Consider the following 18,470-nt stretch of genomic DNA (forward strand, 5'->3'; position numbering starts at 1 on the left):
GTGGCCGGGCCGCCCGCGAGGTGCGGTCAGAAGTCGTCCACGCTGACCGTCACCCGGTCGGTGCTCGATCTCCAGTTGGGCACGTTGATCACCTCGTGGCCGCCGCCGCGTTGGCCCACGGTGATGCGTACCAGGCCGAGGTGTGCCGGCGTCGCCGGGATGAAGACGTCCATGCCGGTGATGAAGGTCTGGCTGAAGAACTCCGGCAGCGGGGCCGACAGGTCGGTGACGCCGTCGCTGCCGTCGTCGAAGGCGAAGATGCCGATCGTCCGCTTGGCGCGTGGTGTGTTCGCCGCGTTCAGGACGTCCCTGCCGTTGATCCAGAGGTGGTCGCCAGCGTCGCCCTGGTCGCCCCACCACTCCTTCTGCCGTTGGATCGTGAGCGCCGTGTGCCGGTCGCTGGTCTCGACCAGGCCGCTGAGGCCCTCGCCCGGCTCGCTGGTCGCCAGGCGCAGGAACGAGTCCGAGCGGAGGAACGGCTGGAAGTAGAAGTGGTGGGTCGCGGCACCCGGGCGTACGACGGCGAACTCGTAGCGTGCCGTGGCGAGCACCGGGAGAGGGCCGAACGAGCCGTCGACGCCGAGCGACAGCCGATGCGCGGGCCGGTGTGACAGTCGGCCGCCGGTCAGCGGGCTGACCGGGTAGACCTCGACTGTCGCACCGGTGACACCGACGTTGCTCGGGAAGAGCACGGCGCGGCCGGAGACCCGGGCGGCGCCGAAGAGTTGCGGCACGATCCGCGTCGTGTGGGGCGCGTGGCCCCGGAGGAAGCCGAAGATCTCGGTGAACGACTCCGCCGACGACACGGTCTGGGTGTGCGACTGGTCCGGCAGGTGCACGTTCGTCGCGCCGACGACGGCGCGGGCCGGGTCACCCTCGCCCCAGATGGCGAGCGTGGGCACGCCACCCGGTGGGGAGGTCGCGGTGCGCCCGTCCAGGTTGACGTAGTGCGCGACCCGGACGGCGCGCTCCGGCGAGCTGTTGAGGTAGCCCTGCGAGACGAAGGTGCCCAGCGAGTGCGCGACGAGGTCGACCCGGTCCGCGCCGGTGGCCGCCAGCAGGCGGGAGATCCGTGCGTCGAGTCCCGCGTACACCTGGGGCAGGATCGTCGCGATGTTCGGGGAGTCGTACTCGTGGGCTTCGATGATGTCGATCGGGTATCCGTTGCTGGCCAGCCGTTTGGCCTGGGTCTCGAACTGCGCCGCTGACCCCGCGCTGCCGTGTACGAAGATCACTGGACGGTGTGTCGGTGTGGCGGCGGCTTCGGCGGCGCGTGGAACGGCGACGGCGGACAGGCTGGCCGCGAGGGCGACCCCGGCCACCACGGAGAGCAGGCTCCGGCGAGATGTGTGCATCGATCCTCCACCAGGACGGACGAAGTATTTGCACTACTAGCGCAAGTATCGTGTCAGGGTGGGGCGCGATGGTCCACACCTTCCGGTCAGTTGACCTTTGTGGCGAGCAGGTCGCCGACAGCGGCGCGGACCGGGTCGGGGTTCGACCAGCTCCAGTTGGGGTGCGCGCGGTTGGTGAGCAGCGCCAGGACGAGTTGGCGGTCGGGCGCGACCAGGAGCGAGGGGCCAGCGAATCCGGTGTGGCCGAAGGTCCGGGCCGAGGCGAGCCTGCCCATGAACCAGCTCTGGTTGAGCACGACGCCGAGGCCGTGCGCCGAGGTCCGGTTGGGGCGCTCGGGATCGATGGCGGGTTTGCCGGCGTTGTGGTTGGTGAGCATCCGACGCACCGTCGCCGCGGCGAGGATCCGTTTGCCATGGTGGGTGCCCTCGTTGAGGAGCAATTGACCGATGGCCGCGAGATCGGTCGCGGAGGCGAAGATGCCGGCGTGACCGGCGATGCCACCGAGGTGGTTGGCGACGTCGTCGTGGACGACGCCACGGAGCAGCCCTCGGGACGAGCGGGCGTCGGTCGCGACCAGTCGGCTGGCCTTCGCGGCGGCCGACAGCCAGCTGTTCGGGTTGAAGCCGGTGTCGCGCAGACCGAGCGGGCCGGTCAGGTTGGTCTTGAGCGCCTGGTCGAGCCGCTGGCCGGTGACCTTCTCGACGATCTTGCCGGCGACCATGAGCCCGACGCTGGAATAGCGGAACGTGTTCCCTGGCACCGCGCCGGAGATCAGCGGCGTGCCGAGCACGGCGTTCCAGCGGGCCGCGTTGTCGGGCAGGCCGGTGACCGTGGCGCCGACGGGAAGACCGCTGGTGTGGGTGAGCAGCATCTCGACGGTGATCTGCTCCTTGCCCGTGCCGGTGAAGGCGGGCAGGTAGTCACGCACCGCAGCGCCGAGGTCGACGCGGCCCTTGTCGACCTGCTGCAGCAGCAGGATGGCCGTGTACACCTTGGTGACCGAGGCGAGGTCGAAGATGGAGTCCCGGCGCATCGCGACGCGCTGGTTCGCCGCGAGCAGCTTCGGACCCGCCGTATACCGCAGCGCCTCACCGACCGCGGTGTGCACAGTCACCTTCCCGCCCACCACGACGAGAGCGACAGCACCGGGAAAACCCTTGTGTTGCACGGTCTGTGGGGTCGCGGGCAGGTGTCGCCGGAGCAGGGCGGTCACGTCCTGGGCGTAGGGGGCCTGACGCACCGGCGGGTTGCCGCCGACCGGTGCGTCCGGTGCCCTGAGCGGCGGCCCGGCGTCACCCGCCGCTCCGAATCCGACCCGGCTGCCGGTGGCGCCCTTCGCGGTCGCCGCGTCGCCAGTGCCGGCCGAGCCGGTGTCCGGCGCGCCGGTGGCACCGCAACCGGTGAGGGCGGAGGTCGCGGCGGCAAGGCCGGCCCCGAGCAGAGTTCGACGCGCGACGGACATGCCGGAGATCGTGACAGCCGGCCGGAGGGCGCGCCACCGGACCCGTCCGAACGTCGGACCCGTCCGGCCCATCGGACAACAGGCCGTCATCTGGCGGACACAGCCGGTCGCCGTTCAGGTGGTTGTGCGACGATCGGCGGGCAATACGTCGAACGACCGTCCACCGGTCTGTCCGCGCACGTTCGCTGACAGTTACCGGGGAGGGCACGCCCCCCGTAACCCCCTTGGAGAGCACCATGTCCCTCTCCCCGTCCCGGGTCTTCGCGGAACTGAACGCGCCGCGACCCCCTGACCAGCTGACTCCGACGATGGGCACGGCCGTTGTGGTCGGCGGCAGTGTCGCCGGTCTGCTGGCCGCCCGGGTGCTGTCCGACCACGCCGACACCGTCGTCATCATCGACCGGGACGACCCGCAGGTGACCGGCGCGCGGCCCGGCGTACCCCAGGGGACACAGCTGCACGCGCTGCTGCCCGGCGGCCTCTTCCAACTGGAGCGCCTGTTCCCCGGATTCCGCGACGACGCACTGGCGCGCGGAGCGGTCGAGGCGCCGCCCGAGGCCCGGCGCAACTACCTCGACTGGCGTCTGAAGGTCGTCGTCCCCGACGACGCCGACAGTCTGGCGGGCAGTCGACCGCTGCTGGAGGGCCTGATCCGCCAGCAGGTGCTCCGGTTGCCCAACGTCAAGACGATCACCGCCCGCGCCACCGGCCTCGTGTTCGACGGCACCGCGGTCACCGGGGTCCGCTGCGAGGTCGATGGGGTGCCCGGGGTCGAACGCGCCGACCTCGTGGTGGACGCCATGGGACGGTCCAGCCGACTCTCGGACTGGCTGGAGCAGGCCGACTGGGACCGGCCGGTCACCCGGCGGATGACAGTGCACCTCAACTATGCGACAGCCCTGTTCCGCCGTCCGGAGGTCACCCCGGCCTCGACTGTCGTCCTGGCTTTGAACACGCCGAAATCGGGGATGGACGTGGCCGGGGCCGCGTTCTTCGCCATCGAGGACGGCCGGTGGATGGCCATGATGGCCGGTTACGGCAACGACCGCCCGGGGCGTACCGCGGATGACTTCGTCCGCCGCCTGCGCGAGCAGTTCCCACCGGAGTTCGGCGAGGTCGCCGACCAGGAGATGATCGGCGACGTCCAGACCTACCACCATGCCGACAGTCGACGACGGGACTTCCACGCGCTCAAGCGGTTCCCGGCCGGCCTGATCAGCGTCGGCGACGCCGTCGCGTCGTTCAACCCGGTGTACGGGCAGGGCATGACGGCGGCGGCCCTGCACGCGGCCTGCCTGTCGACGTACCTTCGGTCCGGCCCGGATCTGCGGGCGCCCGCGCGCCACTACCTCGCGCTCCAGAAGGTCGTGGTGGACGCCGCCTGGTCGCTCTCCACCTCGGCGGACCTGGCGTTGCCCCACGTCGACGGGCCCTACCCGCGCGGCTACCGGTTCTCCCGCTGGGCCAGCAGCCAGGTCATCGCCGCGACCGTCACGGACGTGGTGACCGCGCGGCGGTTCAACGACGTCGTCTCCATGCGCGAACACCCGCACTCCCTGGCCCGCCCCGGCGTGCTCCTGGGCGCCCTGCGCGCCAACCGGCGCGCACACTGAGCGAGTGACCCGGCGGCCTCGCCTGCGAGGCCGCCGGCAACGCCCTATCGGGGGAGCTTGCGGAGGATGTCGACCACGAAACGGTGGTCGTCCAACTGCGGCAGCCCGGAGACACCGACCCAGCCCACCACACCGGTGCCGCGCACGCGCAGGGGTACCGCGCCCCCGGCCGCCGCGTACCGCGAGGCCGGCAGACCGAACCGCTCGGCCAGCGTCACCTGCTTGTCCTGGCACAGCCGGGCCATGTAGAGCGAGGAGTGCTCGAAGCGCATCACCACCCGCCCCTTGCGGCGCAGCCACGCGTCGTTGTCCGCCGTCGACCCCGGCAGGCCACAGTGGAACAGCTGCCGCCCGGCCCGCCACACGCCCACCGAGACCGGCAGCCGCTGCTCGGTCGCGGCGGCGACGGCGAGCATCCCCAGCTCGTACGCGTCGGTCTCGGACAGGCCCGCGAGCTCCAGCTCGTTCTCCTCGCGCAGCAGCTCGTCGAGCGTCGGCCACGATTCACGGTCAGCTGACATGTTCTTCTCCTTGTTGGTGCGGGCGATCATCCTCGTCGCTCGGGGCGATCACCAGGCGCAGGGCGCGTAGTCCTTCAGGAAACAGCCGTACAGGTCCTCGCCCTGCTCGCCGCGGACGATCGGGTCGTACACCCGGGCCGCGCCGTCGACCAGGTCCAGTGGGGCGTGGAAGCCCTCGTCGGCCAGCCGCATCTTCGTCGGGTGGGGGCGTTCGTCGGTGATCCAGCCGGTGTCGACGCTGGTCATCAGGATGCCGTCGGTCAACATCTCCTCGGCGCTGGTGCGGGTCAGCATGTTCAGCGCCGCCTTGGCCATGTTGGTGTGCGGGTGCCCCGGCCCCTTGTAACCGCGGCCGAACTGACCCTCCATGGCCGACACGTTCACCACGTACTTGCGGCGGGCCGACGCGGCGGCCATCGCCGGGCGCAACCGACTGACCAGCACGAACGGCGCGGTGACGTTGCACAGTTGCACTTCGAGCAGCTCGACCGGGTCCACCTCCTGGACCCGCTGGACCCAGCTGTTGACCGAGTCGAGGTCGGGCACGAGCCCGCCGGCGTCGATGGCGGTGGACGCCGCGATCCGTTCCGGCGAGGCCGAACCGCTGGTCAGTGCCAGCGCGGTGAGCGCGTGCGGAGTGAGCGCCGTCGACTGTGGGCCGGCGGTCAGGGTGCCCACCGGGCCGCCCTGCGCGTCCGGCTTGGCGAACGTGATCAGCTCCGGCAGCGGGCCGTCCGGCAGGGCCGCGGCCTCGGCGGCGATGAGCTGCGCGTACGCCCCGGGGGACCGGCGGACGGTCTGCGCCGCGTTGTTGATCAGGATGTCGAGGGGGCCCTGGCTGCTGACGTCGTCAGCGAGGGCGATCACCTGAGCGGGGTCGCGCAGGTCGATCCCGACGATCCGCAGCCGGTGCAGCCAGTCGGCGCTGTCGGGCATCGCGGCGAAGCGGCGGACCGCGTCGTGCGGGAACCGGGTCGTCACCGTCGTGTGGGCGCCGTCGCGCAGCAGCCGCAGCGCGATGTACATGCCGATCTTGGCCCGGCCGCCGGTGAGGAGCGCACGCCGGCCGGTCAGGTCGGTGCGGGCGTCGCGGCGCTCACGGTTCAGCGCGGCGCAGGACGGGCAGAGCTGGTGGTAGAAGGCGTCCACCTCGCGGTAGCGCTGCTTGCAGACATAGCAGCCGCGCGCATTGTGCAGGAAGCCGGCCGTCTCGCCCCCGACGGAGGACGCCAGCGGAATGCCCTGCGTCTCGTCGTCGATCCGCCCCGGAGCGCCGGTGGCCGTGGCCTCCGTCACCGCGCGGTCGGCGGCAAGGATGGCGTCCCGCCGCTCCTCCCGCCGCCGCTGCTTGATCACCTTGTAGAGCCGGGCGGTGGCCCGCTGCACCTGCACCACGTCGGGGTGGTCGGAGGGCAGCGCCTCCAATGCCTCGAAGACGCTGAGGCAGGCCTCCAGCCGGCTTCGGTCAATACCCTCTTGACCGTTTTCGGTAATGTTGTCCACCGTCATGCGTCGTTGTCTCGTCCCGTATCCCGTGCCGGCTCCAGCCGACCCGCCCCAAGTCCGACCCGAAACGGTACGCGCCTCACGGCCTCCGACGCACCTCGCGGCCGCCCGGCGTGGTGCGCCTCGCGCGGCGCTAGGCGGCGTCGGAGTGTCCGAGACGCCAGTAGCCCATGAAGGCGACCGCCCGCCGGTCCAGACCCCGCTCGGCGACCAGGTGCCGGCGCAGGTTACGGATGACGCCGGCCTCCCCGGCCAGCCACGCGTAGAGCGGCGCCGGGGCAACCTGCTCAGGCACCTCCCACAGGATCTCGGTGTCCACGTCGACGTCCGGCACGGGCTGGGCGGCCGTCGACGCGCCGGGGGCCAGCAGCTCCCCGGCCGCGGCGACGACGGCGGGCACCAGTCGGCTGCCGTACCCGTCGGCGCCCCGGGCCAGCCAGCGGACCTCGACGCCGGGCGGTGCGAGCAGCGGCAACACGTCGGCGGCGTCGGGCACCTCCAGCACGACGATGCCCCTGGCGTCGAGGGGGAGCCGCTCGCAGATGCTGCTGATCGCCGGCACGGCGGTCTCGTCCCCGGCCAGCAGCACGGTGCCGCCGGTGGACTGTCGAAATTCGACCCCGCCGTGGTTGCCGTCGAAGCCGGCATCCGGCCCGACCAGAGCGATCTCGTCGCCGACGCTGGCCCGCCGCGCCCAGCGCGTCGCCGGGCCACTGTCGCCGTGCAGCACCAGGTCGACGTCGACCTCGGCCAGGTGCGGGCGGACCGCCCGGACGGTGTAGGTCCGGATCGGGTTGCGGAGGTGCTCGGGCAGGGCCCGCCACGTCGCGTACCAGTCGGCGCCGTCCGGCAGGGTCGCCCGGTCCTGACCGGGCAGCGGCAGCGCCAGCTTGATCCGCTGGTCGTAACCGTTGTCGGCGAAGCGGTCCAGGTTCGCCCCGGTGAAGGTCACCCGGGTGAAGGACGGGCTCAGGCGGCGTACCGCGCGGACGGTGACGGCGAACACGCGCCACGGGGCGATGGGCAGGGTCTCGGTCATGGTGCCTCTCTCGACGCGGGCGGCTCTACCGGGTGGTGCTCGCCACGGCGCGGGAGCGCCACAGCAGCCAGACGAAGTACGGGGTGCCGATCATGGCGGTGACCAGGCCGGCGGGGATCTGGGCCGGCGCGATGACCGTCCGGCCGAAGGTGTCGGCGATGCTGACCAACACCGCGCCGAGCAGGGCGGCCACCGGGAGTACCCGGGAGTGCCGGCCGCCGACGAGCGCCCGCGCGGCGTGCGGGGCGACCAGACCGACGAAGCCGATGACTCCGACGGCCGAGACGGCTGTGGAGGTGAGCAGCGCCGCCGCGCCGAGCGCGATCAACCGGGTGCGTTCCAGTCGAACGCCCAGCACGCGTGGGGTGTCGTCGTCCAGCGCCATCAGGTCGAGCTCCCGGCGGGCGGCGACAACCGCCGGGGTGAGCACCAGCAGGGCGATCGCCACTGGCAGCACCTGGGTGGGCATCCGACCGTAGGTGGAGCCGGACAGCCAGGTCAACGCCTTCCCGGTGTTCCACGGGTCGAAGGCCACGACCAGGTAGGTGATGACCGCCATGCCGCCCTGCCAGGCGCCGAAGCCGATCAGCACGAGTCGGTCGGAACTCAGCCCGCCGCGCCAGGCGAGGCCGTAGACCAGGGCGAACGCCAGCATCGCGCCGAGCCCGGCGACGCCGGAGACCGCCCACACCCCGGCCAGCGGCACGAAGGTGAGCAGGGAGACCGCGCCGAGTCCGGCGCCGGCGGTGATGCCGAGAATGCCGGGTTCGGCCAGCGGATTGCGGCAGACCGCCTGCACTGTGGTGCCGGCTACCGCGAGCGCCGCGCCGGCCAGGACCGCCGCGGCGACGCGCGGCCACCGCTGGTCCAGCACGAAGGTGTACGCGGGCCCGGTGCTGCCGTTGACCCAGTTGACGACGTCACCGAGCAGCACCCAGGTGTCACCGGCGAGCATGCCGACCGTCACTGCGCAGACGGTCAGGACGGCGGTGACGGCGACGACGCCGCGGTGGAAGGCTGCGGAGCGGACGGCCGCGTGCCCGCCGGGCGGACGACGGGTGGGGCCGGCGTCGCGGTGCCGGCGGGCCAGCCAGATGAGGATCACCGCGCCGAACAGTGTGGTGACCACGCCGGTGGGGATGTCGACCCCGGCCTGCCCGCCCATCACGGCCCGCAGCAGCACGTCGGAGCCGAGGACGATGATGACCCCGACGATGCCGGACAACGGCAGCAGGACGTGGTGCCGGTGCACGCCCGGCACCACGGGGGCGAGCAGCCTGACGATCACCGGTGCGCACAGGCCGACGAAGCCGACCGGGCCGGTGAGGGTGACGGCCGCGGCGGAGAGCAGCACGGCCAGCACCATGACGGTGAGCCGGGTGCGCCGCACGTCGAGGCCGAGCACTGTGGCGGTGTCGTCGCCGAGGGTGAGGATGTCGAGGCGGTGCCCGAGCAGCACGAGCACGATGGCGGCGCCGACGATCACCGGGGCGAGTTGGGTCAGCGCGGTCAGGTCGCTCTGCACCAGCGAGCCGTTCCCCCAGGCGAACAGCCCGATGGTGGCCTGCTCGAACAGGAGCAGCAGCAGGGTGGTCACCGACCCGAGCGCCAGCGCGGTCGCCGAGCCGGCGAGGATCAGCCGGGTGGTGCCGGCCTGCCCACCGGAGGACATCGCCATCACCAGGCCGGCGGCGGCCAGCCCGCCGCCGAAGGCGAGGCCGCCGGCGGGCAGCGCGGGCAGTGAGACGCCGAACGCGGCGACGGCGACGATCGCCAGGTGGGCGCCCGCGTTGACCGCGAGGGTGTCGGGGGACGCGAGCGGGTTGCGGGCGATCGACTGCAACGCCGCCCCGGCGAACCCGAGCGCCACGCCGATGGCGAGCCCGGCGAGCAGCCGGGGCAGGCGGGACGCGATCAGGACGCGGGCCGCCTCATCGTCGGCGCCGGTCGCGAGCCGCAGCAGGTCGACTGCGCCGACGTTCGAGGTGCCCTGGGTGAGGTGCACCGCGCCGACCACGAGCAGCAGCAGGATCGCGGCGACGAAGACGACGGCGATGCGGGGCACGGCCAGGCGCCCGCCCGGAGCCGGCCGGGTGGCCGGCTCCGGGCGTGGTGGCGCGTTCAGCACGCTCACACCGTGTACGTCTTGACGAGTTCGTCGATGTACTGCTTGCCGGAGAGCGGACCGCCGAAGGTCCAGATGCCGTTGGGCATCTTGTGCAGGTTGCCCTTCTGCACGAAGGGCAGCGACTTCCAGATGGCGTTGCCGGCGAGACCGTCGGCGAACACGTCGTCGCCGTCGGAGGCGTTGTAGAAGAGGTGCATGTCCGGGTCCTTGAGGACCGTCATGCCCTCGACGTCGGTCTGGCCCAGACCCCACACCTCATCGGTCTTGCCGGTCCAGGCGTTGGTGAGGCCGAGTTGGATGCCGATCTGGGAGACCAGCGCGCCCTTGCCGAACATCCGGATGCTGACGGTGCTGCCCTCCTTCCAGCCGTCGGCGATGGCGAACGGTCGGCCGGCGGCACCCGCGTCGGCGATCTTCTTCTTGCCGTCGGCGATGGCCGCGTCGAAGTCGGTAAGCAGCTTCTCCGCCTCCGCGGTCTTGCCGACCGCCTTCGCGATCATGGTGAGGTCGGTGCGCATCCGGCCCAGGTTGCCGGTGGCGTCACTGCCCTTGGCGACCACGACGGGCGCGTACTTCTCCAGCTGACTGACCATGTTGGCGCCCCGGTCGTCCTCCATCACGATGAGGTCGGGCTGGAGGGCGACGATCGAGTCGACGCTGGGCTCGCCACGGGTGCCGACGTCCTTGACGCCGGGGTCGAGCTTCGCCGAGGTGACCCAGGTGCCGTAGCCCTTCGGGTCGGCCACGCCGACCGGCATGACGCCCAGGCTGACCAGCATCTCGACCTCACCCCACTCGAGACCGACGACCTTGGTCGCCGGGGCCTTGAGGGTGATTTCCTTGCCCCGGCTGTCGGTGAGGGTGACCGGCCCGCCGGCGGCCGAGGCGGAGGTCTCGGGAGTGGCGGTCTTCTCGGTCGTGCCGCAGGCGCCGAGCGTCAGCGCGGCCACGACGGCGATGAGGGCGGTGAAACGGGTACGGGTCATGACGGTCTTTCTCTGCTGTGGATGGGGGGGTGTTCAGACCAGGGCGCGGATCTGGTGCCGCCCGACCGGGCGGGTGGTGACCAGTCCGCTGACCGGATCGGTGGTCACCTCGATGCGGATCCCGTAGGTCTCGGTGAGGGCGTTCTCGGTGAACACCGTCGCCGGGGTGCCGGTGGCGCGGACCCGGCCCTGCTGCAACAGGACCACCTCGTCCGCCACTGCGGCTGCCTGGTTGAGGTCGTGCAGTACGACGCCGACGGCGACGCCGTGATCGTCCGCGAGGTCACGGACCAGGTCGAGGATCTCCACCTGGTAGCGCAGGTCGAGGAACGTGGTGGGTTCGTCGAGGAGCAGAACCGGGGTGTTCTGGGCGAGGCAGGTGGCCAACCAGACCCGCTGCAACTCGCCTCCGGAGAGTTCGTCGACGGGACGGTCGGCCATCGCGGCCACGCCGGTGACGTCCATGGCGCGTGCGATGGCGGCGGGGCCGTCCGGGTCCTCGGTGCGCCAGCGCCCCCGGTAGGGGTGGCGGCCGTAGCCGACGACGTCGCGGACGGTGACGCCGCTGGGCACCGGCCGGCTCTGGGCGAGCAGGGTGACCCGCCGGGCGAACTCCCGGGCCGCGAGGCTGGCGGCCGTGACGCCGTCGGCGAGGTGCACCATTCCGGCCTCGATCGGGTGCAGCCGGGCCAGGGCCCGCAGCAGTGTGGACTTGCCGCTGCCGTTGGGCCCCACCAGTGCGGTGACGGCACCCGCGCGGAGGTCGATCGCGGCACCGTGTACCACCGGCACACCGTGATAGCCCAGACGGAGGTCGACGCCGGACAGGCTGCGCTCCCCGTTGACCGACGCCAACTCGTTCTGCATGAGGTTAGGCTAACCTAACCGAATGATGGCCTGTCAAGCCGGTCGCGGGGCCGTGACCGGCCGGACGGACCGGTGCTCGTCGGGCCCGTGCGCGCGTGGGGGATGCTGGGTCCGTGCACATCGCGACCCTCGGCCCACTCGCCGTCGACGGCAAGCCCGTTCGAGGTGAACGGCTCGCGGCGGTGCTCCGCGCGCTCGTCGACGCGCGGGGGCGAGCGGTCTCCGTGAGCCTGCTCGTCGACGCCGTCTGGGACGGCGTGCCGCCCGACGACGCGACCGGCGCCGTCCAGGCGCTCGTGTCCCGGGTACGTCGCCTCGGGCTGCCCGTGGTCGCCGTGCCGGGCGGCTACCGACTGCCCGCCGACGAGATCAGCGTCGACGCGGTCGAGGCGCGCGCGCTCGTTGATCAGGCAGGCACCGTCCTCCGGTGCGGTGACGTCCGTGCCGCCCGCGGCCTGGCCGATCAGGCGCGGGCCCTGTTCCCCGAGGTGCCCGAGTTGGTCAGCGCCGAGGACACCCGCCTGTTCGCCGAGGTCGCCGCGCTGCGCGCGCAGGCGGCACTCGCCGGCGCGGGCCCGTACGACGAGGTCGACCTGGGCCGACTCGCCGCGCGGACACCGCCGGACGAGCCCTCCGCCGCCCTGCTCGTCCGGGTGCTCGCCGCCCAGGGACGGGAGGCAGAGGCGCTGGAGGTGGTCGAGCGGCTGCGCGCCGACCTGGCCGACCGCTACGGCACCGACCCGTCACCCGTGATCACGAGCGTCCACCTGGCGTTGTTGCGCGGTGAACTCACCGCACCGCCCGTCGCGGCACCGCCCCGGCAACAGGCGCGGATCACGCTGCCCGCCGCGTGGCGCCGCCCCATGGCCGCCCTCGTCGGGCGGGAGCGCGACGTCAAGGCCGTCACCGACGCGCTCGCCGAGGCACCCGTCGTGACGGTCGTGGCAACCGGCGGGGCGGGCAAGACCCGGCTCGCCGCCGAGGTGGCCAGGCGTACGGCAGCGGGTGGGCGGGCGGTCCGCGTGATCGAACTCGCTGGTCTGCGCTCGCCCGACGAGGTGCTGCCCACTGTGCTCGCCGCGTTCGGCGGTGCGGACACCACGGCGACCGGCGGCAACCTGGGCCTGGAGCGGCGGGTCCTCAGCCCCGAGGAGCGGCTGCGCGCCGTGGCGCCGGACCTCGACGGGCTGGTGGTGCTGGACAACTGCGAGCACGTGCTCGACGCGGTGGCCGTCGTCGTCGCGGACCTGGTCGCGGCGGCCTCGCCGGAGGTCGCGGTGCTCGCGACGAGCCGCGCCCCACTGGGCCTGCTCGGCGAGCTGGTGCACCGGCTGACCGCGTTGCCGGACGCCGACGCGCTCGCGCTGGTCGAGTCCCGGGCACGGGCCGGTGGCGCCGTGCCGACGTGGGACACCGAGCGGACGCTCGCCCTGTGCCACCGGCTCGACAACCTGCCGTTGGCCCTCGAACTGGCCGCCGCACGACTGCGGCACATGCCGATCGACGACGTGCTCGCCGGGTTGACCGACCGGTTCGCGCTGCTCGACGACGCACTGCGCGGCCTGCCCGAGCGGCACGCGAGCCTGTGGGCGCTTGTCGACTGGAGCAGGGAACTGCTCGCCGAGGCCGACCGCGACCTGCTTCAGCGGGTCGCTGTCATCCCCGCGCCGTTCACCGCGGACCTCGCCGCCGCCGTCGCGCAGGCCCCGGACGTCCGTCGGGGCCTGGCGACCCTCGTCGAGCAGTCCCTGTTGACCCTGGTCGAGGGAGACGGCCCGCCGCGCTACCGCATGCTCGAAACGGTCCGTGAATACGGCGAGGCCCGGCTGGACGCGGCGGGTGCCCGGGACCAGGCCATGGCCGGCCTGGTCAGGTGGGCGCGGCAGCAGGCCGTCGCGCTGGCCGCCCGCTTCATCGGCCCCGGCCAGGTCGAGGCGCTGCACCGTTGCGCCGCCGAACAGGACAACCTGGTCGCGGGCCTGCGATGGGCGATGGGAGGGGACGACGAGCCCGCCGCCGTCGACGTCGCCACCGCGCTGTTCCACCTCTGGTCGGTGCGGGGCCTGCACCTGGAGGTCCTCTCCTGGGCGCGCGGGCTGCTGCACATGGACGACCCGCAGCGGCGGCTGCGGTCGGCGATCCTGCGCGGCGCGGCCAGCGGCCGGCCACTGCCCAACGCCGACCGGCTGGCCTGGACGTGCGTGGTGATCAGCGTGAACGCTGGCGTCAGCGGCGACCTGCGGCCCGCCGTGCTCGCCCGGCGGGCGCTGCGGACGCTCCAGACCGAACGTCCCGTCGAGGTGTCGTCCCGGCTGACCGCTCTCGCGTCGGCGCTGCCCGGCTTCGACGCGTCCGATCTGGAGCAGAGCCTGAAGAGCGCGACCGAGATGGTCGCGCACCCGGACCCGTACGTGCAGGGGCTGGGGCTGTTCGCGCGCGCGGCGGTACGGGAGAACGGCGGCCTGCCGGAGGCGTCGATCAGCGACGCCGAGCAGGCTTACCACCGCTTCGAAGCCGCCGGCGACCACTGGGGCATGGCGATGGCGGCGGGTGCGGTCGGGCAGTTCCTGGTTCCGGGCGGGGATGCCCGGTCGGCCGAGTGGCTGACCCGCAGCGTCCGGCACATGGAGTTGGTGGGCGCCACGCAGGACGCGCGGTCGATCCGGGTGCGGCTGGACGTGCAGCTCGCCCTGACCGGCGACGCGGAGGCGGAACGGCGACTGGGCGAGACGGCCGCGCTGGGCCAGGCCGAGCAGATCGACGCCGCGCAGGCGCTGCTCGGCCTGGCGCACCTCGCCTGGCAGCGTGAGCGGTACGACGAGGCGCTCGCCCGCGCCGACGAGGTGACCCGTGTCCTCGCCGGCTGGGTCGGACCGCAGCCACAGCCGCGCGTGATGCTCCGGGCCACGGCGGCGCTCATCTATTTGCGGGTGGCCCAGGTGGGGCGGGTGTCGGGCACCCACGCCACCATCCAGGCGGCCGCCCTGCTGTCGCTCGCCCGCGAGGATGCGCTGACCTCACGGGACCTGCCGGTGATCGGGGCGTGGGCATCGGGCGGCGCGGAGCTCGCGGCGTACCGGGGTGAGGCCGACACCGCCCGCGAACTGGCCGTACTCGCGAAGCGGATCGGCACCCAGATCGAAATGTTCTTTCCCTTCGAGAACGGCGAACGGCTCAACGCCATCCTCGGGAAAGAGGAACAGCGTGAGCCGTTGCATGCCGCGTGGCGCGAGCGGACACCCGCAGCGGCCGTCAGCCGGATCCGCGAGCTGATGGACGACCTGCTCGCGTAGGTCAGATCTTCTTCCGGTACGCCCGCAGCGCCAGCGGCATGAACACCGCGACGAAGCCGGCGCACCAGGCGAGCGTCCACCACACGTGGTTGCCCAGCGGGGTGCCGAGAAACAGCCCGCGCACCGACGCCACCAGATGGGTCATCGGGTTGACGTCCACGAACGCCTGCATCCAGCCCGGCAGGGTGTCGGCGCCGACGAACACGTTGGACGCGAAGCTCAGCGGCATGATCAACGCGAACATCACACCCTGCACGGCACCCGCGGTCCGCACCTTCATGGACACCAGCACCGGCAGCCAGCTCAGGCAGAGCGCGAACAGCACCGCGAGCAGACACCCGGCGATGGCCCGGAACAGGTCGGTCTCGATGCGGAAACCCATCACGTAGCCGATCGCGAGGGTCGACACGGTGACGATCACGTACCGGACGACGTCGCCGAGGACCGCGCCGACCAGTGGGGCGGAGCGGGGGATCGGCAACGACCGGAACCGGTCGAAGATGCCCTTGGCGATGTCGGTGTTGAGGTTGACGCCGATCGCGATGGCGCCGGTCGCGATCGTCTGCGCCAGGATGCCGGGCAGCAGGAACTGCAGATAGTCGTGGGTCGAGCCGGCGACCGCGCCGCCGAAGACGTACACGAAGATGATGAGGAACAGCACCGGTTGCAGGGTGACGTCGATGAGCGCCTCGGGCGTACGCCAGGTCTTGATGAGGCTGCGTTTGGCGAGTGCCAACGAGTGCCGGACCAGTCGAAACGGTCGCGGGTGCGCGGTGATCGTCGACAGCGCCCGGTTCCGGGTGGGTGGTGCGTCGGTCAGAGTGCTCATGCCGCGACCTCCGTGGGGCGGGTGGTGTCGTCTTCTGATGCCGTACGCCCGGTGAGGGTGAAGAACACCTCGTCGAGGCTCGGCAGGTGCAGGGAGAGTTCGGTGACCGCGATGCCGGCCGTGGCGAAGCGCGCGACGCTCTCGGTCAGGGCCGCGTCGTCGGTGACCGGCACCGCGAGGACACCCTTGCGGATCTCGTCGGCCTGCGCGCCGGAGCCGACCTGGGTCAGGATCTCCGCGGTACGCGGCAGGTGCGCCGGGTCGGACGGCCGGACCTCCAGGGTCTGCCCGCCGACCACCCGCTTGAGCCCGTCAGGTGTGTCGTGTGCGATCACCCGGCCGTGGTCGATCACCGTGATCGCGTCGGCGAGCGCGTCGGCCTCCTCGAGGTACTGCGTGGTGAGCAGCACCGTCGAGCCGTTGTTGACAAGCGTTCGGACCACGCCCCACATGTCCTCGCGTTTGGCCGGGTCGAGCCCGGTCGTCGGCTCGTCGAGGAAGATCACGTCGGGCGAGCCGACGAGGCTGGCGGCCAGGTCCAGCCGTCGCCGCATGCCACCGGAGTAGGTCTTGGCCTGACGGTTCGCGGCATCGGTCAGGTCGAACCAGTCGAGCAGCTCGGCGGCCCGCCGCCGGGCGCCGCTGCGCCCCAGCTCCAGCAGGGTGCCGAACAGCTCCAGGTTCTGCCGACCGGTCAGGTCCTCGTCGACCGAGGCGTACTGGCCGGTCAGTCCGATGCTCTGCCGAACGCGTTCGGCGTCCCGCACCACGTCGAAACCACCGATCCGGGCGGTTCCGCCGTCCGGGGTCAGCAGGGTGGAGAGGATGCGAACGGCGGTGGTCTTACCGGCGCCGTTCGGGCCGAGCACCCCGAGCACCGTCCCCCGGGGCACGGCGAGGTCCACGCCCTGCAGCGCCCTCGTCTTCCCGAACGTCTTCACGAGGCCCTCGGCCTCGATCACCAGGTCAGCTGTCATGCGTACAGCCTGCGCGGGCTCGCTGACACCGCCCCGACACGCCACCGACATCGGCTGACACGGGCTGACACCGCAGTCGTCGAGGGGAGGGCGGCCAGGGTGTGCGCGTCCACACCGACGGCCGGCGCCACGATATGCTGGCCACGGCAGAGCGCCTGCCAGCGCCCGATGTGGTGGCCCACGCCCGACCACATGCCTGGGGCCAAGAGTCTCCGACTCCGCGCCGATGTGTCGACTCTCGGCGTGCCGGTCACGCCGTCCGTTCGGTGGAGTGCGTGGGGCTGCACCGGAGGCGTCATGTCTGATCCCACCCCCCGACGGACCCCGGCCCCGGGTCGCGCCCGCAAACGCGCCATCCGGGAGCACGCAGCGCGGGCTGGCGTTGCCTACTCGGAGGCGGCCCGGCAGCTCGAGTCGGTCGGCCTTCGGCCCGGCGAAACCCTTTCCAGGTACGGGCGGACGATCTATCCGATCGGGTTCGACCCGCATCGCCAACTGCTCGTCGAACGCCGTGAGCGGCGGTCGTTCGAGGAGCGGGTGTCGGACACCAGACGGGCCGCGGCCCTGCCTCATGGCCGTGCGCGGCACCTCGTCGAGCGGTTCCCGCCCAGCCGCGGGCGTACCGGCAGCGGGGTCGGCTCGCTCTATCACGGCGAGGGCCGCGAGGAACTGCTCGCGATGCTGTTCATCGTGATCGTGGCCGAGTCGCCGGGGTTGCTGCCGGAGGTGGGCGACCTCGCCTGGATCGCGGAACTCGGCGAGGACACGGCACTCGACACGGCTTGCGCCGAAGTCGACAGGGAGGCCCGCCACCTGCTCGACCAGGAGCCACTGGCCCTCTGGTCGCGTATCCAGAACGCGCTGACCGTGGCCGGACGCAGCGTGGACGGGCAGGTCCGCCAGGAGGCGATCCGGCAGACCGCGCTGTTGGGCACGATGATGACCCCGCGTCTGGGATACGCGGGCGAGCCGTACGTTCCGGGGTTGCCCGTCGCCGGGGTCCGGCAGATCCTCGACGCGCTGCTGATCGTCGCCGACGACGGACACGCGCCCGGCACCCGCGTACGCCTGCTCCCGACGCCGCACCACGGGCGGTCAGCCACGATCATCGGTGCCCTTTGGGGTTCGTCCGGTCCGCCGGTCGGCTATCTGGTGTGGCTCGACGGAGCGACGGCGCCGCTGTCGGCCCGCCCCGACGACCTGATTGTGCTGGCCGACCAGGAGACCGTTCCGCGCTGAGTCGGGGCGGTCTGGACCACTGTCGCAAGGATCAGGCGACGGTCAGGCGGAAGACCTGCCGGGAACCGCCCTCCGGACCGGGATCGACGGCCTCGGCAGCGGTGAAGCCGAGGCGCTCGTAGAAGGCACGCGCACCGCTGACGCGGGCGCCCGGGTGATCGGCGCCAAAGGTGAACACGTCGACGGAGCCTGAGCCCGGCACGAACCTGCGCACAGCCGCTGTCATCAGTGCGCGACCAACACCCTGCCCGCGCGACTGCTCAGCAACGACAAGCCAGTGGACGTGGTGGGTCGGAGCTTTCGCCGTGAACAACAACCCACCCAGGAGATCGGGTCCGGAGGAGACAGCAACACCAACGCGTCACGGTCCAGTAACCCGCCCCACCGTCGTCGATCATGGACTTGTGGTGGTCAACAAAAGCCGTGAACAGCAATAACTAAGGCACCACAACTCCATGATCCACGATACCGGCCCGCCCCCATGCCGCGATCTTGCACTTTCTGTCCCGACATAGGGGTCGTTCCACGCGTATCGGCAACCGAAACTGCAAGATCGGCGGGGTGCGGGGTGCGGGGTGCGGGGTGCGGGGTGCGGGGGCGTGGGGTGCGGGGCGCGGGGCGTGGGGGCGTAGGGGCGTGGGGCGGCCGGGCTCC

The 18,470-nt window shown here is 72.1% G+C and carries 14 protein-coding genes; 3 read left to right on the plus strand and 11 right to left on the minus strand.

All coding sequences use genetic code 11. The features are described from left to right. Window positions 1–26: 26 nt before the first annotated feature. Window positions 27–1,355 carry an alpha/beta hydrolase gene (locus ACGF3C_RS20850; protein WP_393224294.1) on the minus strand — a complete coding sequence of 443 codons (1,329 nt, stop codon included), beginning with the start codon at window positions 1,353–1,355 and terminating at the stop codon, window positions 27–29. An 86-nt stretch (window positions 1,356–1,441) separates the two neighbouring features. Further along, a complete protein-coding gene (locus ACGF3C_RS20855; RefSeq protein WP_393224297.1) occupies window positions 1,442–2,818 on the minus strand; it encodes a serine hydrolase domain-containing protein in 1,377 nt (458 codons plus the stop codon). Between the two features lie 236 nt (window positions 2,819–3,054). Here ACGF3C_RS20855 and ACGF3C_RS20860 point away from each other — a divergent pair, with 236 nt between their 5' ends. Further along, entirely contained in the window at window positions 3,055–4,431 is a 1,377-nt protein-coding gene (locus ACGF3C_RS20860) for an FAD-dependent oxidoreductase (RefSeq protein WP_393224300.1), read from the plus strand. Between the two features lie 44 nt (window positions 4,432–4,475). Here ACGF3C_RS20860 and ACGF3C_RS20865 read toward each other — a convergent pair whose 3' ends face one another. The 6 genes from ACGF3C_RS20865 to ACGF3C_RS20890 form a co-directional block, all read right to left on the minus strand. Then, window positions 4,476–4,952 (minus strand): heme-degrading domain-containing protein, encoded by a 477-nt coding sequence (locus ACGF3C_RS20865; protein WP_355010264.1) that lies wholly within the window; start codon window positions 4,950–4,952, stop codon window positions 4,476–4,478. Window positions 4,953–5,000: 48 nt separating this feature from the next. Beyond that, window positions 5,001–6,461 carry an SDR family NAD(P)-dependent oxidoreductase gene (locus ACGF3C_RS20870; RefSeq protein ID WP_393224304.1) on the minus strand — a complete coding sequence of 487 codons (1,461 nt, stop codon included), beginning with the start codon at window positions 6,459–6,461 and terminating at the stop codon, window positions 5,001–5,003. A gap of 130 nt (window positions 6,462–6,591) precedes the next feature. Beyond that, window positions 6,592–7,497 (minus strand): siderophore-interacting protein, encoded by a 906-nt coding sequence (locus ACGF3C_RS20875; protein ID WP_357233239.1) that lies wholly within the window; start codon window positions 7,495–7,497, stop codon window positions 6,592–6,594. A 25-nt stretch (window positions 7,498–7,522) separates the two neighbouring features. After that, entirely contained in the window at window positions 7,523–9,622 is a 2,100-nt protein-coding gene (locus tag ACGF3C_RS20880) for an iron ABC transporter permease (protein ID WP_393224481.1), read from the minus strand. Between the two features lie 5 nt (window positions 9,623–9,627). Then, on the minus strand, window positions 9,628–10,611 hold the full coding sequence (locus ACGF3C_RS20885; protein ID WP_393224308.1) for an ABC transporter substrate-binding protein: 984 nt from the start codon (window positions 10,609–10,611) through the stop codon (window positions 9,628–9,630). Between the two features lie 33 nt (window positions 10,612–10,644). Continuing rightward, window positions 10,645–11,478: an ABC transporter ATP-binding protein gene (locus ACGF3C_RS20890; RefSeq protein WP_393224311.1), complete on the minus strand. Its 834-nt coding sequence runs from the start codon at window positions 11,476–11,478 to the stop codon at window positions 10,645–10,647. Window positions 11,479–11,591: 113 nt separating this feature from the next. On the opposite strand from ACGF3C_RS20890, the gene ACGF3C_RS20895 reads away from it, so the two are divergent. Then, window positions 11,592–14,771: a BTAD domain-containing putative transcriptional regulator gene (locus ACGF3C_RS20895; RefSeq protein ID WP_393224314.1), complete on the plus strand. Its 3,180-nt coding sequence runs from the start codon at window positions 11,592–11,594 to the stop codon at window positions 14,769–14,771. A gap of 1 nt (window position 14,772) precedes the next feature. On the opposite strand, the gene ACGF3C_RS20900 is transcribed toward ACGF3C_RS20895, so the two are convergent. Together ACGF3C_RS20900 and ACGF3C_RS20905 are read right to left on the minus strand one after the other, a co-directional pair. Beyond that, the gene (locus ACGF3C_RS20900; protein ID WP_357232937.1) at window positions 14,773–15,600 is read right to left on the minus strand and encodes an ABC transporter permease; all 828 of its coding nucleotides are present in this window, start codon (window positions 15,598–15,600) and stop codon (window positions 14,773–14,775) included. After that, a complete protein-coding gene (locus ACGF3C_RS20905) occupies window positions 15,597–16,577 on the minus strand; it encodes an ATP-binding cassette domain-containing protein (RefSeq protein WP_357232935.1) in 981 nt (326 codons plus the stop codon). The genes ACGF3C_RS20900 and ACGF3C_RS20905 overlap by 4 nt, the downstream gene beginning before the upstream one ends. Window positions 16,578–16,874: 297 nt before the next feature. Between ACGF3C_RS20905 and ACGF3C_RS20910 the strand changes: the two genes are divergently transcribed. Further along, window positions 16,875–17,816: a hypothetical protein gene (locus tag ACGF3C_RS20910; RefSeq protein ID WP_393224318.1), complete on the plus strand. Its 942-nt coding sequence runs from the start codon at window positions 16,875–16,877 to the stop codon at window positions 17,814–17,816. Window positions 17,817–17,847: 31 nt separating this feature from the next. Here the strand turns inward: ACGF3C_RS20910 and ACGF3C_RS20915 are convergent, their stop codons facing one another. After that, entirely contained in the window at window positions 17,848–18,132 is a 285-nt protein-coding gene (locus tag ACGF3C_RS20915) for a GNAT family N-acetyltransferase (protein WP_393224321.1), read from the minus strand. Between the last annotated feature and the right edge of the window lie 338 nt (window positions 18,133–18,470).

Source organism: Micromonospora sp. NPDC047762, assembly GCF_043204655.1.
Lineage (GTDB): Bacteria > Actinomycetota > Actinomycetes > Mycobacteriales > Micromonosporaceae > Micromonospora.

Coding starts and splice junctions, on each gene's coding strand:
- ACGF3C_RS20890 (WP_393224311.1), bottom strand. CDS start 11,478: ATGCAGAACGAGTTGGCGTCGGTCAACGGGGAGCGCAGCCTGTCCGGC.
- ACGF3C_RS20910 (WP_393224318.1), top strand. CDS start 16,875: ATGTCTGATCCCACCCCCCGACGGACCCCGGCCCCGGGTCGCGCCCGC.
- ACGF3C_RS20855 (WP_393224297.1), bottom strand. CDS start 2,818: ATGTCCGTCGCGCGTCGAACTCTGCTCGGGGCCGGCCTTGCCGCCGCG.
- ACGF3C_RS20885 (WP_393224308.1), bottom strand. CDS start 10,611: ATGACCCGTACCCGTTTCACCGCCCTCATCGCCGTCGTGGCCGCGCTG.
- ACGF3C_RS20870 (WP_393224304.1), bottom strand. CDS start 6,461: ATGACGGTGGACAACATTACCGAAAACGGTCAAGAGGGTATTGACCGA.
- ACGF3C_RS20900 (WP_357232937.1), bottom strand. CDS start 15,600: ATGAGCACTCTGACCGACGCACCACCCACCCGGAACCGGGCGCTGTCG.
- ACGF3C_RS20865 (WP_355010264.1), bottom strand. CDS start 4,952: ATGTCAGCTGACCGTGAATCGTGGCCGACGCTCGACGAGCTGCTGCGC.
- ACGF3C_RS20905 (WP_357232935.1), bottom strand. CDS start 16,577: ATGACAGCTGACCTGGTGATCGAGGCCGAGGGCCTCGTGAAGACGTTC.
- ACGF3C_RS20875 (WP_357233239.1), bottom strand. CDS start 7,497: ATGACCGAGACCCTGCCCATCGCCCCGTGGCGCGTGTTCGCCGTCACC.
- ACGF3C_RS20860 (WP_393224300.1), top strand. CDS start 3,055: ATGTCCCTCTCCCCGTCCCGGGTCTTCGCGGAACTGAACGCGCCGCGA.
- ACGF3C_RS20850 (WP_393224294.1), bottom strand. CDS start 1,355: ATGCACACATCTCGCCGGAGCCTGCTCTCCGTGGTGGCCGGGGTCGCC.